This window comes from Streptomyces profundus (genome assembly GCF_020740535.1).
Taxonomy (GTDB): domain Bacteria; phylum Actinomycetota; class Actinomycetes; order Streptomycetales; family Streptomycetaceae; genus Streptomyces; species Streptomyces profundus.
Window position 1 is genome coordinate 4,033,064 of sequence record NZ_CP082362.1, and the last position, 18,944, is coordinate 4,052,007.

Annotated in this window: 20 protein-coding genes and 1 tRNA gene; 9 read left to right on the forward strand and 12 right to left on the reverse strand. The window is 73.2% G+C overall.

Translation table 11 applies throughout. From position 1 onward, the window contains the following. The first annotated feature begins 88 nt into the window (after window positions 1-88). Window positions 89-895, forward strand: a complete 807-nt coding sequence (locus K4G22_RS17840) for a phosphotransferase enzyme family protein (protein WP_228081286.1) — start codon at window positions 89-91, stop codon at window positions 893-895. Between the two features lie 79 nt (window positions 896-974). On the opposite strand, the gene K4G22_RS17845 is transcribed toward K4G22_RS17840, so the two are convergent. Beyond that, window positions 975-2,138: a pyridoxal phosphate-dependent aminotransferase gene (locus tag K4G22_RS17845; protein ID WP_228081287.1), complete on the reverse strand. Its 1,164-nt coding sequence runs from the start codon at window positions 2,136-2,138 to the stop codon at window positions 975-977. Window positions 2,139-2,424: 286 nt separating this feature from the next. On the opposite strand from K4G22_RS17845, the gene K4G22_RS17850 reads away from it, so the two are divergent. Continuing rightward, window positions 2,425-4,200, forward strand: a complete 1,776-nt coding sequence (locus K4G22_RS17850) for a hypothetical protein (RefSeq protein ID WP_228081288.1) — start codon at window positions 2,425-2,427, stop codon at window positions 4,198-4,200. A 14-nt stretch (window positions 4,201-4,214) separates the two neighbouring features. Here the strand turns inward: K4G22_RS17850 and K4G22_RS17855 are convergent, their stop codons facing one another. Next, window positions 4,215-6,605: a tetratricopeptide repeat protein gene (locus K4G22_RS17855; protein WP_228081289.1), complete on the reverse strand. Its 2,391-nt coding sequence runs from the start codon at window positions 6,603-6,605 to the stop codon at window positions 4,215-4,217. A gap of 206 nt (window positions 6,606-6,811) precedes the next feature. Between K4G22_RS17855 and K4G22_RS17860 the strand changes: the two genes are divergently transcribed. Together K4G22_RS17860 and K4G22_RS17865 are read left to right on the forward strand one after the other, a co-directional pair. Beyond that, entirely contained in the window at window positions 6,812-7,606 is a 795-nt protein-coding gene (locus K4G22_RS17860; protein ID WP_228081290.1) for a GNAT family N-acetyltransferase, read from the forward strand. Window positions 7,607-7,615: 9 nt separating this feature from the next. Beyond that, window positions 7,616-8,560, forward strand: a complete 945-nt coding sequence (locus tag K4G22_RS17865) for a glycosyl hydrolase (protein ID WP_228081291.1) — start codon at window positions 7,616-7,618, stop codon at window positions 8,558-8,560. Between the two features lie 80 nt (window positions 8,561-8,640). On the opposite strand, the gene K4G22_RS17870 is transcribed toward K4G22_RS17865, so the two are convergent. Beyond that, a complete protein-coding gene (locus tag K4G22_RS17870) occupies window positions 8,641-9,474 on the reverse strand; it encodes a DUF4253 domain-containing protein (protein WP_228081292.1) in 834 nt (277 codons plus the stop codon). Between the two features lie 135 nt (window positions 9,475-9,609). On the opposite strand from K4G22_RS17870, the gene K4G22_RS17875 reads away from it, so the two are divergent. The 3 genes from K4G22_RS17875 to K4G22_RS17885 all read left to right on the forward strand — a co-directional run bounded on the left by K4G22_RS17875 (window position 9,610) and on the right by K4G22_RS17885 (window position 10,782). After that, window positions 9,610-10,029 (forward strand): MerR family transcriptional regulator, encoded by a 420-nt coding sequence (locus K4G22_RS17875; RefSeq protein ID WP_228081293.1) that lies wholly within the window; start codon window positions 9,610-9,612, stop codon window positions 10,027-10,029. Next, window positions 10,026-10,391: a thioredoxin family protein gene (locus K4G22_RS17880; protein WP_228081294.1), complete on the forward strand. Its 366-nt coding sequence runs from the start codon at window positions 10,026-10,028 to the stop codon at window positions 10,389-10,391. The genes K4G22_RS17875 and K4G22_RS17880 overlap by 4 nt, the downstream gene beginning before the upstream one ends. Window positions 10,392-10,617: 226 nt before the next feature. Beyond that, a complete protein-coding gene (locus K4G22_RS17885; protein ID WP_228081295.1) occupies window positions 10,618-10,782 on the forward strand; it encodes a hypothetical protein in 165 nt (54 codons plus the stop codon). Between the two features lie 12 nt (window positions 10,783-10,794). Here K4G22_RS17885 and K4G22_RS17890 read toward each other — a convergent pair whose 3' ends face one another. Together K4G22_RS17890 and K4G22_RS17895 are read right to left on the reverse strand one after the other, a co-directional pair. Further along, the gene (locus K4G22_RS17890) at window positions 10,795-11,355 is read right to left on the reverse strand and encodes a YdeI/OmpD-associated family protein (protein WP_228081296.1); all 561 of its coding nucleotides are present in this window, start codon (window positions 11,353-11,355) and stop codon (window positions 10,795-10,797) included. Further along, complete coding sequence (locus K4G22_RS17895; RefSeq protein ID WP_228081297.1) at window positions 11,348-12,364, reverse strand: helix-turn-helix transcriptional regulator; 1,017 nt, start codon at window positions 12,362-12,364, stop codon at window positions 11,348-11,350. Before K4G22_RS17895 ends, K4G22_RS17890 begins: the two co-directional genes overlap by 8 nt. A 122-nt stretch (window positions 12,365-12,486) precedes the next feature. Here K4G22_RS17895 and K4G22_RS17900 point away from each other — a divergent pair, with 122 nt between their 5' ends. Beyond that, on the forward strand, window positions 12,487-12,909 hold the full coding sequence (locus K4G22_RS17900) for a VOC family protein (RefSeq protein ID WP_228081298.1): 423 nt from the start codon (window positions 12,487-12,489) through the stop codon (window positions 12,907-12,909). Window positions 12,910-13,015: 106 nt separating this feature from the next. Here the strand turns inward: K4G22_RS17900 and K4G22_RS17905 are convergent. The 7 genes from K4G22_RS17905 to galU form a co-directional block, all read right to left on the reverse strand. Beyond that, window positions 13,016-13,089, reverse strand: a tRNA-Ala gene (locus K4G22_RS17905). 61 nt (window positions 13,090-13,150) lie between these two features. Continuing rightward, window positions 13,151-14,062 (reverse strand): divisome protein SepX/GlpR, encoded by a 912-nt coding sequence (sepX, locus tag K4G22_RS17910; protein ID WP_228081299.1) that lies wholly within the window; start codon window positions 14,060-14,062, stop codon window positions 13,151-13,153. A gap of 186 nt (window positions 14,063-14,248) precedes the next feature. Beyond that, entirely contained in the window at window positions 14,249-14,938 is a 690-nt protein-coding gene (locus K4G22_RS17915; protein ID WP_228081300.1) for a GNAT family N-acetyltransferase, read from the reverse strand. After that, complete coding sequence (locus K4G22_RS17920) at window positions 14,935-15,420, reverse strand: MogA/MoaB family molybdenum cofactor biosynthesis protein (RefSeq protein ID WP_228081301.1); 486 nt, start codon at window positions 15,418-15,420, stop codon at window positions 14,935-14,937. The genes K4G22_RS17915 and K4G22_RS17920 overlap by 4 nt, the downstream gene beginning before the upstream one ends. Beyond that, the gene (gene moaC, locus K4G22_RS17925) at window positions 15,417-15,896 is read right to left on the reverse strand and encodes a cyclic pyranopterin monophosphate synthase MoaC (protein WP_228081302.1); all 480 of its coding nucleotides are present in this window, start codon (window positions 15,894-15,896) and stop codon (window positions 15,417-15,419) included. Before moaC ends, K4G22_RS17920 begins: the two co-directional genes overlap by 4 nt. Window positions 15,897-15,919: 23 nt before the next feature. Further along, on the reverse strand, window positions 15,920-17,212 hold the full coding sequence (gene glp, locus K4G22_RS17930; protein WP_228081303.1) for a molybdotransferase-like divisome protein Glp: 1,293 nt from the start codon (window positions 17,210-17,212) through the stop codon (window positions 15,920-15,922). Continuing rightward, entirely contained in the window at window positions 17,205-18,116 is a 912-nt protein-coding gene (gene galU / locus K4G22_RS17935; RefSeq protein ID WP_228081304.1) for a UTP--glucose-1-phosphate uridylyltransferase GalU, read from the reverse strand. The genes glp and galU overlap by 8 nt, the downstream gene beginning before the upstream one ends. A gap of 203 nt (window positions 18,117-18,319) precedes the next feature. On the opposite strand from galU, the gene K4G22_RS17940 reads away from it, so the two are divergent. Continuing rightward, window positions 18,320-18,925 (forward strand): 5-formyltetrahydrofolate cyclo-ligase, encoded by a 606-nt coding sequence (locus K4G22_RS17940; protein WP_228081305.1) that lies wholly within the window; start codon window positions 18,320-18,322, stop codon window positions 18,923-18,925. Window positions 18,926-18,944: the final 19 nt, after the last annotated feature.

An 18,944-nucleotide genomic window follows, 5' to 3' on the forward strand; every position in this document is an offset into this window, starting at 1 on the left:
CCCGTCAGATCCCGGCGGTCGGCCACGCCGACCGCCGGGACCGCGATGCGCGCGCGCCGGGCGGCGTCGACTGGCAGACTCCTCGGCCATGCAGCGCTCCGTTCCCGAAGAAGTGCCCCTGACCGGTGGCAACGTCAGCGGCGGCGTGGTGCGGATCGGCGACACCGTGCGCCGCCCCGCCGGCCCCTGGACCCCCGCCGTCCACGCCCTCCTCGACCATCTCGCCGACGTCGGCTACCCCGCGTCCCCACGGGCGCTCGGCATCGACGAACAGGGCCGCGAGGTGCTCACGTTCGCCCCCGGCGCCACCGTCTGGCCCGAACGGTTCGCGCTGCTCGACCCGGCGGCCCGGCTGGCGCGCGTCGCGCGCCTGATCCGCGAGTTCCACGACGCGGCGGCCGACTTCACCCCGCCGCCGGACGCGCGCTGGCGGCGGATGATCCCACCGGACGGCGAGGAGCAGATCATCCACCACGACCTCGCGCCCTGGAACCTGGTCGTCCCCGAGGGCGCCGAGGACAGCGGCGCCGGCTGGGCCCTCATCGACTGGGACGGCGCGGGACCCGGCACCAGGCTCTGGGATCTCGCCTACGCCGCCCACGGCTTCCTCCCGCTCTCCGCCAACCCGGCGTTCCGCCGCGCCGACCAGGACGCGGCCCGCCGGCTGCGGCTCTTCGCCGACGCCTACGGCGCCGCCGAGGCCGAACGCCACGCGCTGGTGCCGCTGCTGGGGGCGCGCGCCCGCTCCATGCACGACTTCCTGCGCGACCAGTCGGCCCTCGGCGCGCAGCCCTGGACCGACCTGTGGCGGGACGGACACGGCACCACCTGGCGGGAGGACGCCGACTACGCGGACGCCCGCCAGGACCTCTGGCGCACCGCCCTCCTCTCCTGACGGGCGTTCCATGGCGGTATGGGATGAATCACCAGCACCCGGTCTGCGGGCCGGGGCGGCGGCGCCGGCGCGGGCCCGGTCAGTGGGGCAGCGCCGCGGCGAAGCGATCCCCGAGGCCCCTGAGCCGGTGCACCGGCTCGTTGGCGAAGACCAGACGCAGATAGCGCTCCCCGCTCGGGCCCCAGCCGTCCATCGGGGTGGCGACCACCTTGCCCCTCCTGAGCAGCCGCTGGGACAACTCCGCGGGCCGCAACCGCAGCTGCCAGGCGTCGACCAGCAGCGACCAGCCACCACCGGGCCGCACCACCGGGTAGTCCGCGAGCTCGTCGAGCACCGTGTCGCACCGCAGCCGCCACTCCCGCGTCATGGCGGCCATCTCCTCCTCGGCGCCGGGCGCGGTCAGCGCCTCGGCCACCGCCCGCTGGGCCAGGCCCACCTGGCAGACCACGTTGGTCAGCCCCACCAGCCGGATATCGGCCAGGATCGGAGCGGGCCCCACCACCCAGCCCACCCGCCAGCCGATCATCCGCAGCTCCTTGGAGGCCGACCCCACCGTGATGGTCCGCTCCGCCAACCCCGCGTCGCGCGCCGGGTGTCGCGGCCCGAGCCCGTCGAAACGGACGCGTTCCATCGCCGCGTCGTAGATCAGCCACGCGTCGTGGCGGTGGCAAGGACCGGCCAGCGCCGCCCAGTGACGCTCGTCGAGCAGCAGGCCGCTGGGCATCGAGGGGCTCATCAGCAACACGGCCGCCGTGCGCGGGCCGACCGCCGCGGCCAACTCCTCAGGATCGACCTCCCACCCCTGGTCCGTCGGCCGTGACCGCACGAACCGCGGGACCCCGCCGGCCAGCCGTACCCGGTTGACCAGCCCCGCGTAGACCGGATCGCAGAGCACCACCTCCTCGCCCGGTTCGACCGTGGCCAGCAGCGAGTTGAGGATGCCGTTGAGACCACCGGCCACCCCGACGCACTCGCTGGCCGGATCGTAGGAACGGCCCGCGATCCGCCCCACATGCGCGGCGGCGGCCTCCCGCAGCGCCATGCCGCCCTGGAACGGCAGATAGCTGTTGGCCGCGTCCTGGTCCACCGCCTGGTGGGTGGCGACCAACGCCGCGTGCGGCGGGCGCAGATCGGTGTCGAGGTTCTCCAGCCGCAGCAGCTCCGGATCGGCCAGCGCGTCCGCCGCGTCCCCGAGCACATCCACACCGATCCCGGGGATGTCGCGCAGTCTGCTCACGGTCATCAGGGCCCCCTGCTCGAACGGCGTTGGTGCCGTCCATGACATCACGGGACCAGGCGGCACGGGAGTCGACGTCACGGGCCTGACCACTCGTCCGGCGCCGGGCACGACCACCCACCGACAGGGGCGTGTTGCGCCGACACCGCACAACGGCGGTTGTCCGCACATCGGCTGACGTCGACTCGGGAGGACCGCCGATGTGACGCGCGGGGGTGCTGGTACGCCGGAGGGACGCGCGGCATCCTGGGGGTTGCGGTGAACTGGCGAACGTCCGAGGGGGAGCAGCCGGGTGGAGGACGGGGCGGGTCTGCGGGTGCCGGTCGGGCGGGACGCGCGGCGCTGGGCGACCAGGGCGGACTGCCACCGGGTGCTGCTGGTGGTGCACAACGTGACCTCGGCGACCAGGCTGCTCGACGTGCTGCCCCTGATGGCCGACGACCTGCGGGTCCAGATGCTGGCCACCTGCACCGGCTCCTCCCCGTTCCTGGCCGGGATGCCCGAGCTGCTGTCCTCCCTCGGGCTGCCGGTGCTGCCCTGGGAACAGGCCAAGGCGACCCCGGTGGACCTGGCGATATCGGCCAGCTACGGCGGTCGACTCGACCTGATCCAGGGCGATCTGGCCGTCCTCTCGCACGGCGTCGGCTACAACAAGCGGCTGGCGACCCCGGAGGGCGGACCATCGGACGCCGCCGCCCCCGTCTTCGGCCTCTCGCCCGACTGGCTGCTGCACCGGGGACGTCCGTTGGCCACCGCCACGGTGCTGTCCCACCCGGAGCAGCTCGACCGGCTCAGCGCCGCCTGCCCGGAGGCCGCGCCCACCGCCGTGCTCGCCGGCGACCCCTGCTACGACCGGATCCTGGAGGCGCGCCCCCACCGCGCCAGGTTCCGGCGGGCGTTGGGCGTGACGCCCGAACAGCGCCTGGTGGTGGTCAGCTCCACCTGGTCGCCGCGCTCCCTCTTCGGCGACGAGCGCACGGACCACGACGAACTGCTGCCCTGGCTGTTGCGCGGACTCACCACCGAGCTGCCGGCCGACGAGTACCGCACCGCGGCCGTGCTGCACCCCAACATCTGGTACGGCCACGGACCAGGGCAGCTCCGCGCATGGCTGGACCGGGCACGCCGCGCCGGGCTCACCCTGATCGACCCGCTGGACGGCTGGCGACAGGCGCTGATAGCCGCCGACTGCGTGGTCGGCGACCACAGCTCGGTCACCTCCTACGCGGCGGCCATCGGCACCCCGGTGCTGCTCGGGGCCTTCCCGGAAGCCGACCTCGACCCGGACTCGCCCGTGGCCGCACTCGGCCGGGCGGCGCCGAGGCTGCGTCCGCGCGGCAGCCTCAGGGCCCAGCTCGACCGGGCCATCGACGAGCACCGGCCCGGCAGCTACGCCGAGTTGGCCGGCCATGTCTCCTCCGCGCCCGGCGAGTCGGCGCCGCTGCTGCGCCGGCTGTTCTACCGGCTGATCGGGCTGCCCGAGCCGGACGACCGCCCCGCCCGACTCGACCGGCTGCGGACCCCGTCCTTCGAACCGGCCGAACGCACCGCGCCCGTACGGGCGTTGACCCGCCTGATCAGCGAGGCGCCGCTGGAGATCGCCGTCACCCGCTACCCGGACACCGACTTCGAGCCCGAGATGGGGGGAGCCCGGACGGCGACGGACGACGCCCACACGGTGGTCCACGAGGACACCCAGGACGCCAGCCGGCTCGCCCTGGCCGATGTGATCCTCCGCTACGCCGCCGCCGACGACCCGCGCTACGGCCCGCCAGCCACCTGGACGGCGGAGGTCCTCGCGCGGTACGGCTCCTGCGCGCTGGCCGCCTATGTCAGCGGCCCGGACCGCTGCACCGTGCGCACCAGGGACGGCGCGCTCTACCAACTGACGGCGGCCCCCGACCCGGACGGCCACGCCGACCTCTGCGACCCCGCCGTCTACGCGTCGGCCGTCCGCGCCTGGCTCGACCTGGGCCACGCGCCGGCGGGCCGCCGACCCACCCTCCTCGTCACCACGGGCCCCACCCGCCACCGCGTCACCGTCGAGCCCCTCCCCAAGCTCCCGTAGCGGTGGGGCAACGGTCAGTGCGCCGGGGGCAGCTCCGCGAGGCGCCGGCCGACCCGGGCCAGCGCGTGGCGGTCGGTGGCCCGCTCGTACAACACCTGGGCGGCCAGCAGATCCCCCCGCTCGTCCGCCACCCGCCCCATCTCCCTGGCCACCCGGGCACGTAGCTCCAACGCGTCGGCCCAGTGGATCCTGGCGCCGTCCCGCTCCATGGCCTCGACCGCCCGATCGAGACAGACCCGCGCGTCGTGCGGGGCACCGGCCTCCAGATGCGTCTCGCCCAGCGTCATATAGACGCGACCCACGTTGTGGTCGTCCCCCTGGGGCAGCCGGCGCAGCGCGGCCAGCGCGGCGTTGAGCTGGTCGACCACCTCGGAGTGGGGCCGCAGATGACGCAGGGCGCGCCCGAGGTGGTGTTCGAGCAGCGCGACACCGCGCGGGACGTCCTCGACGCCGTCCTCCCTCTCCTCGATGCCGAGCAGCAACTCCTTGGCGGCCACGAACCGATCCGCCGCCTCGGCCCACTTCCACTGACTCAACGCCAGCAGACCCAGCAGCTCGACGGCCGTGGCCTGGCCGCGCTTGTGGCCCGCGACCCGGTCGGCCTCGACCGCCTTGGCCAGCGCCTCCTCGGCTTCCACCACGCTCCCCAACCGTGTCTGACCGAAGCCCAGCTGCGCCAGCATGCGGCCCTCGGCGCGGGGGTCGCCGAAGGAGTCGGCGGCATGGCGCCTCGCGGCCTCGGCGCCCCTGGCGTGGGTGGTGACCATGCGCGGGTAGTAGCCGAGCCGCAGGTGCAGCGGCCAACTCGCCTCGGCCAGCTGCCAGGTCAGCTCGTCCAGGCCGTACTCCTCGGCGGCCTCCACGGCGGCCCAGAGCGTCTCTCGTTCGGCGTCCAACTCGCCGAGGGCCAGAGCCGCGTCACCGTCGGGACGGTCGTCCGGCAGCGCTCGTCCTTTGAACGCCTCGCCCAGCCACCACCGGTCGGGCAGCACCCGGAACGCGCGCTCGGCCGTGTAGCCGAGCACCCAGAGGACCACCCGACGCACGGCGGCCACCTGCGCCCCTGGACCGCCCTCCTGCCGCGCCCGGTCGGCGGCGAACTCCCGCACCGAGTCGTGGAAGCGATAGCGTTCCTCGCCGAACTCCTCCAGCAGGTGGACGGCGGCCAACTCCTCAAGCGCCGCCTGGGCCTCGCCCTCCGTCAGGCCGGCGGCCCTGGCGGCGAGGGGCGGGGTCAGCGCGGGCCAGGGGTGGAGCGCGGCGGCGCGCATCAGCCGGGCGGCCGGCTCGGACAGCTCGCGGTAGCTCAGCTCGGTGCTCGCCCAGACCGGGTCGGGCCCGGAACGGTCGCTCATCCCCGCCTCCCTCTCGTCCCGGTGCTCCGGCCGGCGGGCCCTGGCCGCGAACTGCCGCTCCAGCGTCGTCCAGCTGAGTTGTTCCCGTTCGCGCAGCCGCGAACCGGTGGCCACCAGGGCCAGCGGCATGCCGTCACAGTGCCGGGCCACCGCGCGGGCGGCCGGTTCCGCCAGGGTCTCCTCCCGCCCGGTGATCCGGGCCAGCAGCAGCTCGGAGTCGGCCTGCGGCAGCTTGTCCAGCCGGATGACGGTGGCCCCCGGATCGCCGGCCAGCCCGCCCAGGCGGTAGCGGCTGGTGATCAACACCAGGGACTCGGGGGAGGCGGGCAGCAGCGGACGCAACTGCTCCGCCGAGTGCGCGTCGTCGAGGAGGACCAGCAACCGCCGACCGTCCACCAGCTCGCGGAAGAGCGCGGCCAACTCGTCCAGCTCGCGGGGGAGAGCACCGACATGGGGATCGAGCCTGCGCACGAAGCCGGTCAGCACCTCGGCCGGCGTGAGCGCGGTGGCCACCGAGGCGCCGCGCAGCTGTACGTACAACTGCCCGTCGGGGAAACGCGACTTGAGGCTGTGCGCGCAGTGCAGGGCGGTGGCGCTCTTGCCGATCCCGCCCGGCCCGACCAGGACCGCCACGGTGGGCGTGCCCGGCTTCGCCCGGTCGGGATCAAGCAGCTCGGTGACCTGATCGAGCACCGAGGTCCGGTCGGTGAAGTGCGCGGTGTAGCCGGGCAGCATCCGGGGCACGGCCAGCGGCGGCCGGGGCGCGGGGGCCAGCGCCCCTGCCTCGCCGAGCACGGCGGCGAGCTCACGGGAGACCTCCACCGAGCCGCTGGCCAGCCGATGCAGCTCGGCCGCCAGCTGACGGCGCTCGGCTTCGGTGGTCGGCAGGGTGGGCGGTGGGCCGCCGGCGTCCTCCCGAGCGCGGCCGGCCAGCAGGGACAGGCGTTCCGCCCAGCGCTTCCCCGCCTCACCCGCCGCTCCCGACAGGGCGGCGGTAAGGCCCGTCTCCACCATCGCGAAAACCGAGCCCATCGTGAACAACGGGTCCATGGCCCCACCCCCAACTCGCCGCTCCCGGCATGGTATCGGCAGCCGCGGGTTGACCGGGCGTGACGTGCCAGATCGGTTGAGCAACCGTCAGGCAGGAATCCCGGGCGCGCTCCACTCGTACGAGGCTCCGCTGTCTCCCTCCTCACCTGCCGGGTCCGCGCCGATATTGGCGCGCCGTCGCTCGCCGCTGATGACACCATCTCGCCATGAACACTGAACCGCCGGTGCCCTCGCTGGTGTCCCGAGCCCGAGAGGTCTGGCGCGAGCTGGCCGGCGGGCCGGTGGCCTTCCCGGCCGTTCGCGGCGGATTGGACGCCGTGGTCGCCCCGACGTCCGGGCTGGCCCCCGAGGGGTGGGTCGGCATCGTGGAGTTGGGCGGCTCTGCCATCGCCACGGCACCGGACGAGGAGCAGCGCCAGCGGGTGCTCCACGCGCTGTCCGTGCTGTCGGGACCCTCCAGCTCGGGCTTCTCGCTCACCGACCCCGACACCGCCCGTTCGGCGCTCCCGGTGCGGGAGGTGCTGGGGCCAGCCACCCTCGGCTACACCTCCGCCGATGCCTTCCGCCCGGCCCGAGCCGCCGTGGGAATCGGGGAGCTGCCGGCCAGGGACCTGCGCCTGGCCGCGCTGCTGGAGCGGGTGGGCCCCGACGAGGCGGGCGAGAGCGGGCTGGACGAGATCGACTCGCCGGCGTTCGTCCTCACCGACGGCTCCGAGGTGCTCGCCGTCGCCGGCTATGTGCACTGGCCCGGGGCCACGGCGCATATCTGCCTCCTCACCGCTCCCGAGCGGCGCGGTCAGGGCCTGGCCCAGCGGGTCGCGTCCGCCGCCGTGGGCCATGCGTTGGCGCGGGACATGCTGCCCCAGTGGCGCGCCAGGCCGCCGGCCTCCCGAGCGGTGGCCAGCGCGCTGGGATTTCAGGAACTCGGCACGCAACTCAGCCTGCTGCTCGGCCCCTTCGACCCTCCTGGCCCCCAACCGACGGTTGACCTTGTGGGATAGCGTGCGGATATGTCGCGCGATGCCGTAACGCCCCAGGCCACGTCCGCAGCCCAGCACCTGCTCGATCTGCTGTATCGGGTCTCCGGAGAGGCCACGCTCTCCGGGCAACACAACCAGCCCGTGCACCGATCGGCCTGGACGGAGCGGATCACCACGATCGCCGACCGGGTGCCGGCCGTCTGGGGGCAGGAGATCGGCTTCTCCGCCCCCGGCACCCTGGACGGGGTCGAGCACCGAGCCGCCAACGCCGACGAGGCCATCGCCTGGCATCGGCGCGGAGCCGTGATCACCTACACCTGGCACGCGGTCTGCCCGGCCGACGAGGAGCCGGTCGCGTTCCAAGGGGGCATCATCCGGGACTTCGACCCCGGCGAGTTCGACGCGGTTCTCGAACCCGGCTCCGACCTTCACATCCGTTGGTGCGCCCAGGTGGACGAGGCCGCGGCCGTGTTGGCCAGGCTGCGCGACGCCGATGTGCCCGTGCTCTGGCGGCCCTACCACGAGATGAACGGGCCCTGGTTCTGGTGGGGAGCCCAGCCGGAGCGCCTCGTCGCGCTCTGGCGCCAGCTCTTCGACCGCCTGGTGCGCCATCACGGGCTGCGCAACCTGGTCTGGGCGTGGAGCCCCAACGCCGCCTATGACAGCGCCGAGCCGTTGGCGCCCTACTACCCGGGCCACGACGTGGTCGACGTGCTGGCCTCGGACACCTACGGGGGCCACTACGAGCGGGAGCACTACGACAACCTGCTCGCCCTCGCCGAGGGGCGCCCCATCGGCCTCGGAGAGATCGGCGACCTGCCGCCGGCCGACGTCCTGGCCGACCAGCCGTTGTGGTCCTGGTTCATGGCGTGGCCCGATGTCGTCACCGACCGCAACAGCGACGCGGCGATCCGGGCCCTCTACCACCACCCCCGCGTCGCCAACCTGCCCGAGCTGTCGAACTGGCGCGGCTGAACCGCCCGTCGCGCGGCGGCCGGCCGGCCACCGGGGCAACCGCCGCGCCAGCGGGCCGAGCAGTCTCCTGAACCACGCTCTCAGTCCCACCAGAACTCCCAGCAACTCGCCCCGACGAGATCCCGCGCGTAGGCGGCCAGCGTCTGGGAGCCCTCGCGCTGCCAGACGTTGTCCGGGCAGAAGGCGAAGTGCTCCGCCGCGATCGGCAACGCCTCGTCGAAGGATCGCGCCGGAGCGGCGACGCTCAGATACAGCGTGTCGAAGCCGACCGCCACGACCCGTGCCCCGAACCGTCGCTCCCAGTCGCGGAGCACGGCGGCGAACTTGCCCGTGTCGTCGTAGTTCATCGGGCCTGACCAGCCGGCGACCACCAACGCGTCGGCGCCCGAGCCCGCCGTCTCGACCAACCCCAGCCGCAGCTCGGGCAGTTCCTCCGCCAGGAAGACGGCGCATCCAGCGGCCACCTCGTCCGGGTCCGCGATCGGCGGGCCGGCCGGCGCCCGGCCGGGCAACGCTCTCCCGAAGGGCGCGACGACGGAGAGGCGTTCCTCCTCGGACATCCCCTCCTCCTCGCCGGGCAGGGCGTGTTCCCGCCACCAGCCGGCCAGCAGATCGGCCGCGTCATGGCTGTCGGGGGACGACATCTCCGTCGGGAACAACTCTCCTGAGGCCCACGGCCGGCACTCCTTGTTCTCCGGGGTCTCCGGCTCCAACGGCTCCAACGGCTCCAACAACAGGGGGCGCACCCCCGTCTTCCCATGGGCCGCGTTGAGCCGCCCCCACAGCGCGCCGGAGACCGGCCCCTCGCTCAACCACAACGGCTGAAGATCCCCCTCGCCCTCGTCCGCCGTGACCAGCCGACCCGGCGGCAACGGGATGCCGAGGGCGACGAAGTGATTACTCTCAGTAGTCATGCGGGTATCCTAAGGGCAGGGTCTGACAGCCCGCAGTCGCGCGGAGCGGGTCGGCCCCAACGGACGCTGGCGTTGACGCCGACGTCAACGCTTACGGTCAGGTCGACCGGGGCGAGAAGCCGGAAAGGGGTCCTGATGCGCATCGGAGAACTGGCCGAGTTGGCCGGGACGAGCACGCGCACCCTGCGCTACTACGAGGCGCGCGGCCTGCTGACCGCGCACCGCGACCGGAACGGACACCGCACCTACGGTCCCGAGGACGTTCGCCTGCTGCGTCAGATCCGGGTGCTTCAGTCCTTCGGCTTTGGCCTGGAGGAGACGCGGCCCTTCGTCGAATGCCTCCGCGCGGGCAACCCCTCCGGCGACACCTGCCCGGCCTCCCTCGCCGTCTACCGCGCCAAGCTCGCCGAGTTGGACGCGGTCATAGCCGAGCTGATCGAGGTCAGAGCGGCCGTCGGCGAACGCCTCAGCCTCGCCGAGGCCGCCGCTACCCCCGCACCCGGCTGCGCCTTCGCCCCCACCCCACCCGTCGATCCCATGAGGAGTCCGCCATGACCGAAGCCCCCGTCACCCTGGTCACCCCGACCAGCGACGCCGCCTTCGCCGAGGATGTCCTCGGCGCACCGCTCCCCGTGCTGGTCGACTTCACCGCCGACCGGTGCCCACCCTGCCGAATGATCGCCCCGGTACTGGAGTCGCTCGCCGCAGATCTGCGGGACGAACTGCGCATCGTCACCCTCGACGTCGACCACAACCCCCGCACCACAGCCCGCTACGGCGTGCTCTCCACCCCCACCCTGATGCTCTTCCGCGCCGGCGAACCCCTCAATTCCCTCGTCGGCGCCCGTCCCAAGGCCCGCCTCCACGCCGAACTCGCCGACCACCTACCCGGTGAGGAGCGCCCCCGACGGTGGTGAACCCCCCTGTCCTTCACACCCGTGTGGCTACCGCTGCCGGATGGAGACGACGGATGGCCTTTCCGGCGCGGTCCTGGTGGAGCGGGCGGCGCCACCGTCCTCCGGGCCGCCGCCGGTCTCGCGAACGCCGAAGGCCCACACCCGGTCAAGCACCCAGCACGCGGGTCACCGACGTCCCGGGACAACACACCGAGCCGGTGGCACACGGCTGCCGCGCGGCCGGCGCGTGGACGCCCCGGAGCTCGCCGCCCGCCCCGGGCCGGACGACCTCTGGTCGACAGTCGGCGATCTGCCCCGCCCGGAAACGACCGTCGTGATCCTGAGCAACGCCGAGGAGACCCGCGTCGAGGACCTGCCGCGCCGGCTCATACCGGCGGCGCACGACGGCTGACCCCCGGCAGGGTCAGGGTTCGAGGGCCTCCAGCCGCCGGACCATGGCGGCGATCCGGCGGTCGCGGAGCCCGGGCTCGGCCGTCATGATCCGCAGCAGCAGGGCGTACCGTTCGCCGGCGGTCAGCGCCGCGAACCGGGCCGCCGCGACCGGCGACGCCGCGAGCGCGACGACGACGTCCTCGGGCACGTCGGCGGTCGCCGAGCCCGGGTAGGCGCGGTCCCAGCGCCCATCGAGCCGTGCCCGCTCGATCTCCGCCCGGCCCCGTGGCCGCACGCGCCCCTGACCGATCAGTGCCTCGACCCGTCCGACGTTGCGCCGCGACCAGATGGACCCTCCCCGCCTGGGCGTGAACCGCTGGAGAAACGTCGCCGCGTCCCGCCTCCTCCGCTGGCCGTCGATCCACCCGCTGCACAGCGCCTCGTCGAGCGCCTGAGCATAGGTCAGGGACGTCGGCGACACCGTCCGCGACTTCGCCAGCACGAGCCAGACACCGTTCGAGGCCTCCTCGTTCACATCGAGCCAGGCCCGCCACGCCGACACGTCCACGACCAGCAGCGACCGGTCATCCACCGGAGACCTCCTCGTCGAGCCCGCCGCCAGGGGAGTCGGGTGGCCGGGGGGCGAGATCCGCGAAGCGTCGCGAGAGCAGATCGAACGCGTCGGCCAGCTCGCGTGGTGCCACCTCGGAGACGGGGGCGTCGAAGCGGCCGAACGAGGCGGCCAGCGCCACCCACGACCAGGAACCGGCGGTGAGCCGGCACCGGTCGGGGCCGAGCTCCTCGACCATCCCGTCGGGAACGAACGGGATCACCTCCCGGGCCGGCAGACGCAGCACGACCGAGCCCGTACAAGGCCACTCGCTCCCACCAGCCGAGCCCCTGAAACGCCCGGAGAGGAAGTCGCGGACCTCCCCACCGGGCACGGTGCGCGGCCTGAAACGGGGCCCCGTCGGAATCCGCGGGGTCAGCCGGTCGAGCCGGTACACCCGCCAGTCGTCGACGTCGAGGTCCCAGCCGACGAGGTACCAACTCCCGTTCCCGAACACGACATGGTGAGGTTCGACGCGCCGCGGCGACGGACCGCTGTCCGGGGCGCGCCCGACCGGAACGTAGTCGAACCGCACCACCTCGGACGCCCTCACCGCCGCGCTCACGGCCAAGAGCACGGCGGGGTCGGCCACCGCCCCGGTGCCGGCGGGCAGCGTCGTGAACGTCATGGCGTCCATCCGGTGGCGCAGCCGGGAGGGCAGCACCTGCCGGATGGTCGTCAGCGCCCACAGGGCGGCCTCGCCGTCCGCCGCGCCCGACGCCGCGGCGGCCCGGAGAGCGATCGCGAGGGTGACGGCCTGGTCATCGTCGAACAACAGCGGTGGCAGCTCCGAACCCGCGTCGAGCCGATAACCGCCGTCCGGCCCCTTGACCGCGGTGATCCGGTAACCGAGTTCGCGCAGCCGGTCGATATCGCGGCGCAGCGTGCGGTCGCTGATCTCCAGCCGCTCGGACAGCACCTGGCCGGGCCAGTCACGCCGGGTCTGCAACAACGACAGCAGCTTCAACATCCGCGACGGCATTCCCACCATGGCGCTCATTCTGCGCCAAGAAGCGGACATTATCTGACCGGTACCGCTGTGAGGCTGACACCGCAGCCGGGAAACCGCACCGGCTCGGTCAACCTCAGTCAACAGCACCAGGAGCCATCGACATGACCGTCGACGTCACACCCCACCTGAACTTCCGTGGCAACGCCCGCGCGGCGCTGGAGTTCTACCGCACCGTGTTCGGCGGCGAGCTGACCATCGCCAGCTATGCCGACCTGGGCAACCCCGACCCCGCCACCGCCGACCACGTCACCTTCGGGCAGCTCACCGCCGCCAACGGCTTCCGCGTCATGGCCTACGACGTCTACCCCCACCTGCCCTGGGACCAGGGACGGGACCCGTTCTTCGTCTCCGTCCGAGGCACCGATCCCGCCGAACTCCAGGACTACTGGGACAGGCTCGCCGTCGGAGCGGACATCAAGCAACCCATCGGCCCCGCACCGTGGGCCACGCTCTACGGCCAGCTCACCGACCGCTTCGGCATCACCTGGGTGCTGGACACCCCCACCAGCCACCCCACCCCCTGAGCACCCCTCACCGAACCCACCGCCCACGCCAAAGCCCCCGCCGACACGAAGTCGGCGGGGGCTTTGACTGTCCGTTCCACCTGGTCCTGGGAACGGCGCTTGTCTGTGGACCTGAGGGGATTTGAACCCCTGACCCCCTCGTTGCGAACGAGATGCGCTACCAGGCTGCGCTACAGGCCCGTGTTGACGCCGAAACTCTAGCACTTCGGGGCGGGTGCTCCGAAATCCTGGCGTCGGGCCGCTACTCGCCCGCCGCGCGGGGGTGGTCGTCGTCGGCGAACTGGTCGAAGAGGGGGGTGCGCTGCGGGCCGCGGGACTCCGAGCGGGGGGCCGGCGGCGGCTGCGGGGTGCCGGCCGTGGCGGACCGGGCGGCGCTCCAGGTGTCGGGGGACTCCAGGTCCACGCCGCGCGAGGTGCGCGGGGCGACCGGGGCCTTGACGTAGGTGGGCAGCGGCACGGGCGCCGGGTCCCAGCTCTGGGGCTCGTCCTCGGGCGCCGGGCTGCGGCGGCGCTGCTGGTCGACCCACTCCGCGTGGTCCGTCTGCTCGACCACCGCCCGCGCCGGCTTCTCGGGGATGACGGCGGCGCTGGCCTGGGTGCGTTCCCGCAGCCGGCGCGCCGCCTCCTCCGCGCGGCGCCGGTCCACCGCGACCGCGTAGCGGCGCCGCTCCTGCTTGCGCAGATGGACCACGTAGGCGACGAGGAGGAGCGCGGGGATCGCGGGCAGCCAGAGGTAGCCGGCGCTGCTGGAGACGGCGAAGATGCCGGTCAGCGTGAAGGCCAGAAAGAGCACCATCGTGGTGCGACGACGGCGCGCGAGAACTCTCGCGCGCGGGTCGCCCGGCGCCTGGGGCGCCGCCTTGGGCGTGGCGGCGGGGCGCGCCATGGTGACGGGCTCGGCGAAGGCCCGGAGGTCGGCTGACCCCTCCGGGGCGGCGGTCTCGTCGGGCTCGGCCGAGCCGGTCTCCGGCATGTCCCCCTGCTCGGCCGGTGCGGGCGCGCGCTTACCGCGCGTCAGCAGCCGGATAGCGGTGCTGAAGCGCTCCGTCGGACGGGAGTCGTTCAACTCGTCCTGCCGGCGGAGCCACATCGGCACGAGGTACGCGGCCCAGGCCCCGACGATCATTGCGAAGATGAGGCCACTGCTGCTCACGGTCACACCGTAGAGGGGATGGCGGGCGTCCATCTGCCAAATAGAGCGGTGTGTCGCACGATCAGGCGGTCATCCCAGGGCTTTCTTCGGATTGTTATGAAGTCGGCCTCGCGTTCGGCTATCCGAGGGGGTGTGGATGAGCCCAGGTCGGGGCCTTGGGCAGACAAAGAATTCGAACACGCTTTCCTATTTTTGGGGTGTGCCCTGGCTGGGATCCTCGTGGATGCCCTCGTGAGGGCCCTCGCGCCCCTCATTCCGGTCGCTCCGCTGCCCGTCGGCGCGCTGCCACCGGGACAGCAGGCCGTGCGGAACGTCCTCCACCGTCAATGCGTAGATCAGATGGTCGCGCCACGCCCCGTCGATATGCAGATAGCGTGGTCGCACGCCTTCTTCACGAAATCCCAGTTTCTCCACCACGCGTCGGCTCGGTCCGTTCTCCGGGCGAATGCAGATCTCCACTCGATGGAGACCCATGGAGAGGAAACAGTGGTCGACCGCGAGCGCCACCGCCGTCGGCATCACGCCCCGGCCGGCGACCGACCGGTCGACCCAGTAACCGATGTGTGCCGAGCACATCGAGCCCCAGGTGATGCCGGCCACGGTCAACTGCCCGGCGAGCCGCCCCTGGTAGGTGACGACGAACGGCAGCATGCGCCCGGACTGGGCCTCGCCACGCAGATGCCGCACCATCTGCCGGAACGTCGGCCGGCGCGGCACCAGATGCCCGTGCGGCGGGGGCGGGATGGTGGCCTCCCAGGGCCGCAACCAGTCGCGGTTGCGTTGGTTGACCTCGCGCCAGGCGCGGTGGTCCCGCTGTCTGATGGGTCGCAGCCCGGTGTCGCCCGCGACCAGCTCAACGCTCCAGGAGGCGCTCACCGTCGGTGGTCGCCGCCCCGGAGCTGGTCGACCGCGTGCCGCAGCAGCGGCCCCAGCACCGCGAGACCGTCCCTGACACCGCCGGTCGAGCCCGGCAGGTTGACGATCAACGTGTGCCCGGCGACCCCGGCCAGACCACGGGAGAGGGCCGCCGTCGGGACCTTCTCCCGGCCGGCCGCGCGGATCGCCTCCGCGATGCCCGGCACCTCGTAGTCCAGGAGCCGGCGCGTCGACTCCGGGGTGGCGTCGGTGGGGGAGAGGCCGGTGCCGCCGGTGGTGAGCACCACGTCATAGCCCGCGTCCACCGCTTCGCGCAGCGCCCGCTCGACCGGTTCGCCGTCCGGGACCACCTGTGGCCCTTCGGTGGCGAAGCCGAGCTCGGTCAGCGCCTCGACCAGCAGCGGGCCGCCGGCGTCCGCGTAGACCCCGGCGGCGGCGCGGTTGGACGCGGTGATGGCCAACGCCCGATAGCCGTCACTCATCGCTCCCGGCTCCAGTTCCCCGACGCGCCCCCGGTCTTCTCCTCGACCCTGACGTCGGTGATGGTGGCCGCCTTGTCCACGGCCTTGACCATGTCCACCAGCGTCAGCGCGGCGACGCTCACCGCCGTAAGCGCCTCCATCTCCACCCCGGTGCGGTCCGTGGTGCGCACCTGGGCGGCGATCTCGACGGCGTCGTCGGCGACCGTCAGATCGACCGTCACGCCCGAGACCGCCAGCGGATGGCAGAGCGGAATCAGCTCGGGGGTGCGCTTCGCGCCCATGATGCCGGCGATCCTGGCGGTCGCCAGGGCATCGCCCTTGGGCATCCCGGCGCCACGCAGCAGCGTGACGACCTGCGGGGCGACCAGCACGCGGCCGGTGGCCCTGGCGGTGCGGATGGTCGTGTCCTTCTCGCTGACATCGACCATCCGAGCCGCCCCGGTGTCGTCGAGGTGGCTGAGACGAGGGCTGTTCATGACGGCTTACCGTACCGCTCCCACTACCCCAGGAGCACCACCGAGAACTCGCCTCCGGGCGTGGCCTCGGTAACGCCCTCCGGGATCTCGATGAGGGCGTTGGCGCGTGACAGCGCGGCGATCAGGTGGGATCCCGAGGCGCCCACCGGCCGGATCGTGCCGGTCGCGGCGCCGGGGGCGGGGGGCGTGTAGTGGCCGCGGAGGAACTGCCGCCGGCCGTCGGGGGACTTCAGGGCCCCGTCGGCGACCAGCTCGGCCGGGACGCGCGGGCGGTGCAGCGCGTCGGCCGGGTGTCCGGCCATCGCGCGCAGCGCGGGGCGCACGAAGAGTTCGAAGGAGACGAAGGCGCTCACCGGGTTGCCGGGCAGGGCGAACAGCGGCGAACGGGCTCGGCCGACCAGGCCGAACCCCTGGGGCTTGCCCGGCTGCATGGCGAGCCGGCGGAACTCCACCGAGCCCTGCTCGGGGGGCAGCTCGGACAGCGCCTCCTTGACCACGTCATAGGCGCCGACGCTCACCCCGCCGCTGGTGACCACCAGATCGGCGCTGGCCAGCTGGTCGTCGAGGGTGGCGCGCAGCGTCCCGGGGTCGTCCGCGACGGCCGCGACCCGGTAGGCGACCGCGCCCGCCTCGTGGGCGGCGGCGGCGAGCATGAAGCCGTTGGAGTCGTGGATCTGTCCGGGGCCCAACGAAACCCCGGGCGGCACCAGTTCGCTGCCGGTGGAGAGCACCACCACGCGCGGGCGCGGGCGCACCGGCACGGTGGCCCGGCCGATCGCGGCGAGCAGCCCGAGCTGGGACGCGCCGAGCACTGTGCCCGCGGTGAGCGCGATCGCGCCGGCCGCCGCGTCGCTGCCCGCCTCCCGCACGAACTGGCCGAGCGCGGCGGGGCGGTGCACCCGCACCTGGTCGCCCGAAGGACCCGTCATGTCGACGGCGGGACCGCCGCCGCTGCCGCCATCCGTCCACTCCACCGGGACGACCGCCTGCGCGCCCGGCGGCAGCTGGGCCCCGGTCATGATCCGTACCGCCTCGCCCGGGCGCACGGCCGGCAACTCCTCCGCCCCGGCGGCGACCTCGCCGACCAGGGCGAGCGAGGCGGGGAACGCCTCCGTCGCGCCCTCGACATCGGCGACGCGCACCGCGTAGCCGTCCATCGAGCTGTTGGCGAACGGCGGCAGGGCGGCCCCCACGGTGACGTCCTCGGTGAGCACGCAGCCCTGGGCGTCCAGCAGCTGAAGCTCGATGGGGTCCAGGGGGCGGACGGCGCGCAGCACGTCGTCCAGGTGCTCGTCGACGGACCAGGTGTCAGTCAAGGCGGGGCATCTCCTCGTCGACGTAGGAACGCAGCCAGGAGCGGAACTCCGGGCCCAGGTCGGGGCGTTCACAGGCCAGTCGGACGATGGCCCGCAGATAGTCGGCGCGGTCGCCCGTGTCGTAGCGGCGCCCCTTGAACGCCACGCCGTGCACGGGGCCGCCGAGGGTCGGATCGGCCGCCATGGCCTGGAGGGCGTCGGTGACCTGGATCTCGCCGCCGCGCCCTGGCTCCGTCTTGGTCAGCACGTCGAACACCGCGGGGTCCAGGACATAGCGGCCGATGACGGCGTAACTGCTCGGGGCCTCCGCCCGGCTGGGCTTCTCGACCAGGCCGGTCACGCGCAGCACCCCGTCGGCCGCCGGCTCGACGGCGGCGCATCCGTAGAGGTGGATCTGCTCGGGCTCGACCTCCATCAGCGCCACCACACTGCCGCCGTGCCGCTCGCGGACCTCGATCATCCGGGTCAGCAGCGGATCGCGCGGATCGATCAGGTCGTCGCCGAGCAGCACCGCGAACGGCTGGTCGCCGACGTGGGGTTCGGCGCAGAGGATGGCGTGGCCGAGGCCCCTCGGATCGCCCTGGCGGACGTAGTGCATGGTGGCGAGCGCGGTGGACTGCTGGACCCGGGAGAGGCGTTCGGTGTCCCCCTTGCGGCGGAGCGCGTCCTCCAGCTCGTAGTTGCGGTCGAAGTGGTCTTCCAGCGCTCGTTTGTTGCGTCCGGTGACCATCAGGACGTCGGTCAGTCCGGCCGCTGTCGCCTCCTCCACCACATACTGGATCGCCGGCTGATCGACGACCGGCAGCATTTCCTTGGGTGTGGCCTTGGTCGCGGGCAGAAACCGTGTGCCGAGACCAGCGGCGGGAATGACAGCCTTACTGATCCGAGGGCGCGCTGACGTCATGCCGATCACTTTATCCACCCGGTCCGTGCGTTACTGCCACAAGCCGCTGCGGCGCCGTGTTGTGAACGGTTCTGACTCATGGGTTGCGCGCGGGTTACCGGCTGGCTACTGCTTGGGGCGACGGAAGGGATGGTTGTGAAAGAAAAGATGCGCGATATTCACGCGGTGGATCGCGAGCGGGGCAGCGCGGTGGGGGCGGGCCGATGGCGTTGACGGAGGCGACGCGGCTGAAGCGCGCGGTGCGACGTGACCTGCTGGCCGTGCGTGCCGCGCTCGCCGACGACGAGGTGGCACAGGCCGCGGAGGCGCTGGCGGCCGGGGCGCTCGGGCTGACCGAGCTGGCCGACGCCGGCACGGTGGCCGCCTATGTCTCGGTGGGGCGCGAGCCGGGCACCCGACCGCTGTTGAACGCGCTGCGCGAGCGCGGCGTCCGGGTGCTGCTACCGGTGCTGTTGCCCGACAACGATCTGGACTGGGCGGAGTTCGACGGCCCCGGGCGATTGGTCGAGGCGGAGCACGCGGGGCGGGTGCGGCTCTTCGAGCCGGCCGGCCGCCGTCTCGGTCGCGCGGCTGTGACCTGGGCGGACACGATCCTGCTGCCCGGTCTCGCGGTCGACGCGCACGGCGTGCGGATGGGCCGGGGCGGCGGCAGCTACGACCGCGTGCTGGCCCGGGTCGAGGGATCGGAGGCGGATCCCGCGCTGGTCGCCCTGGTGTACGGGCACGAGATGGTCGACGCGCTGCCGAGCGAACCGCATGACCGACCGGTGCACGCCGCGCTCACCCCGGAGGGCGTGCACCGGTTCTGATCGTGATCGTCGCTCTCGT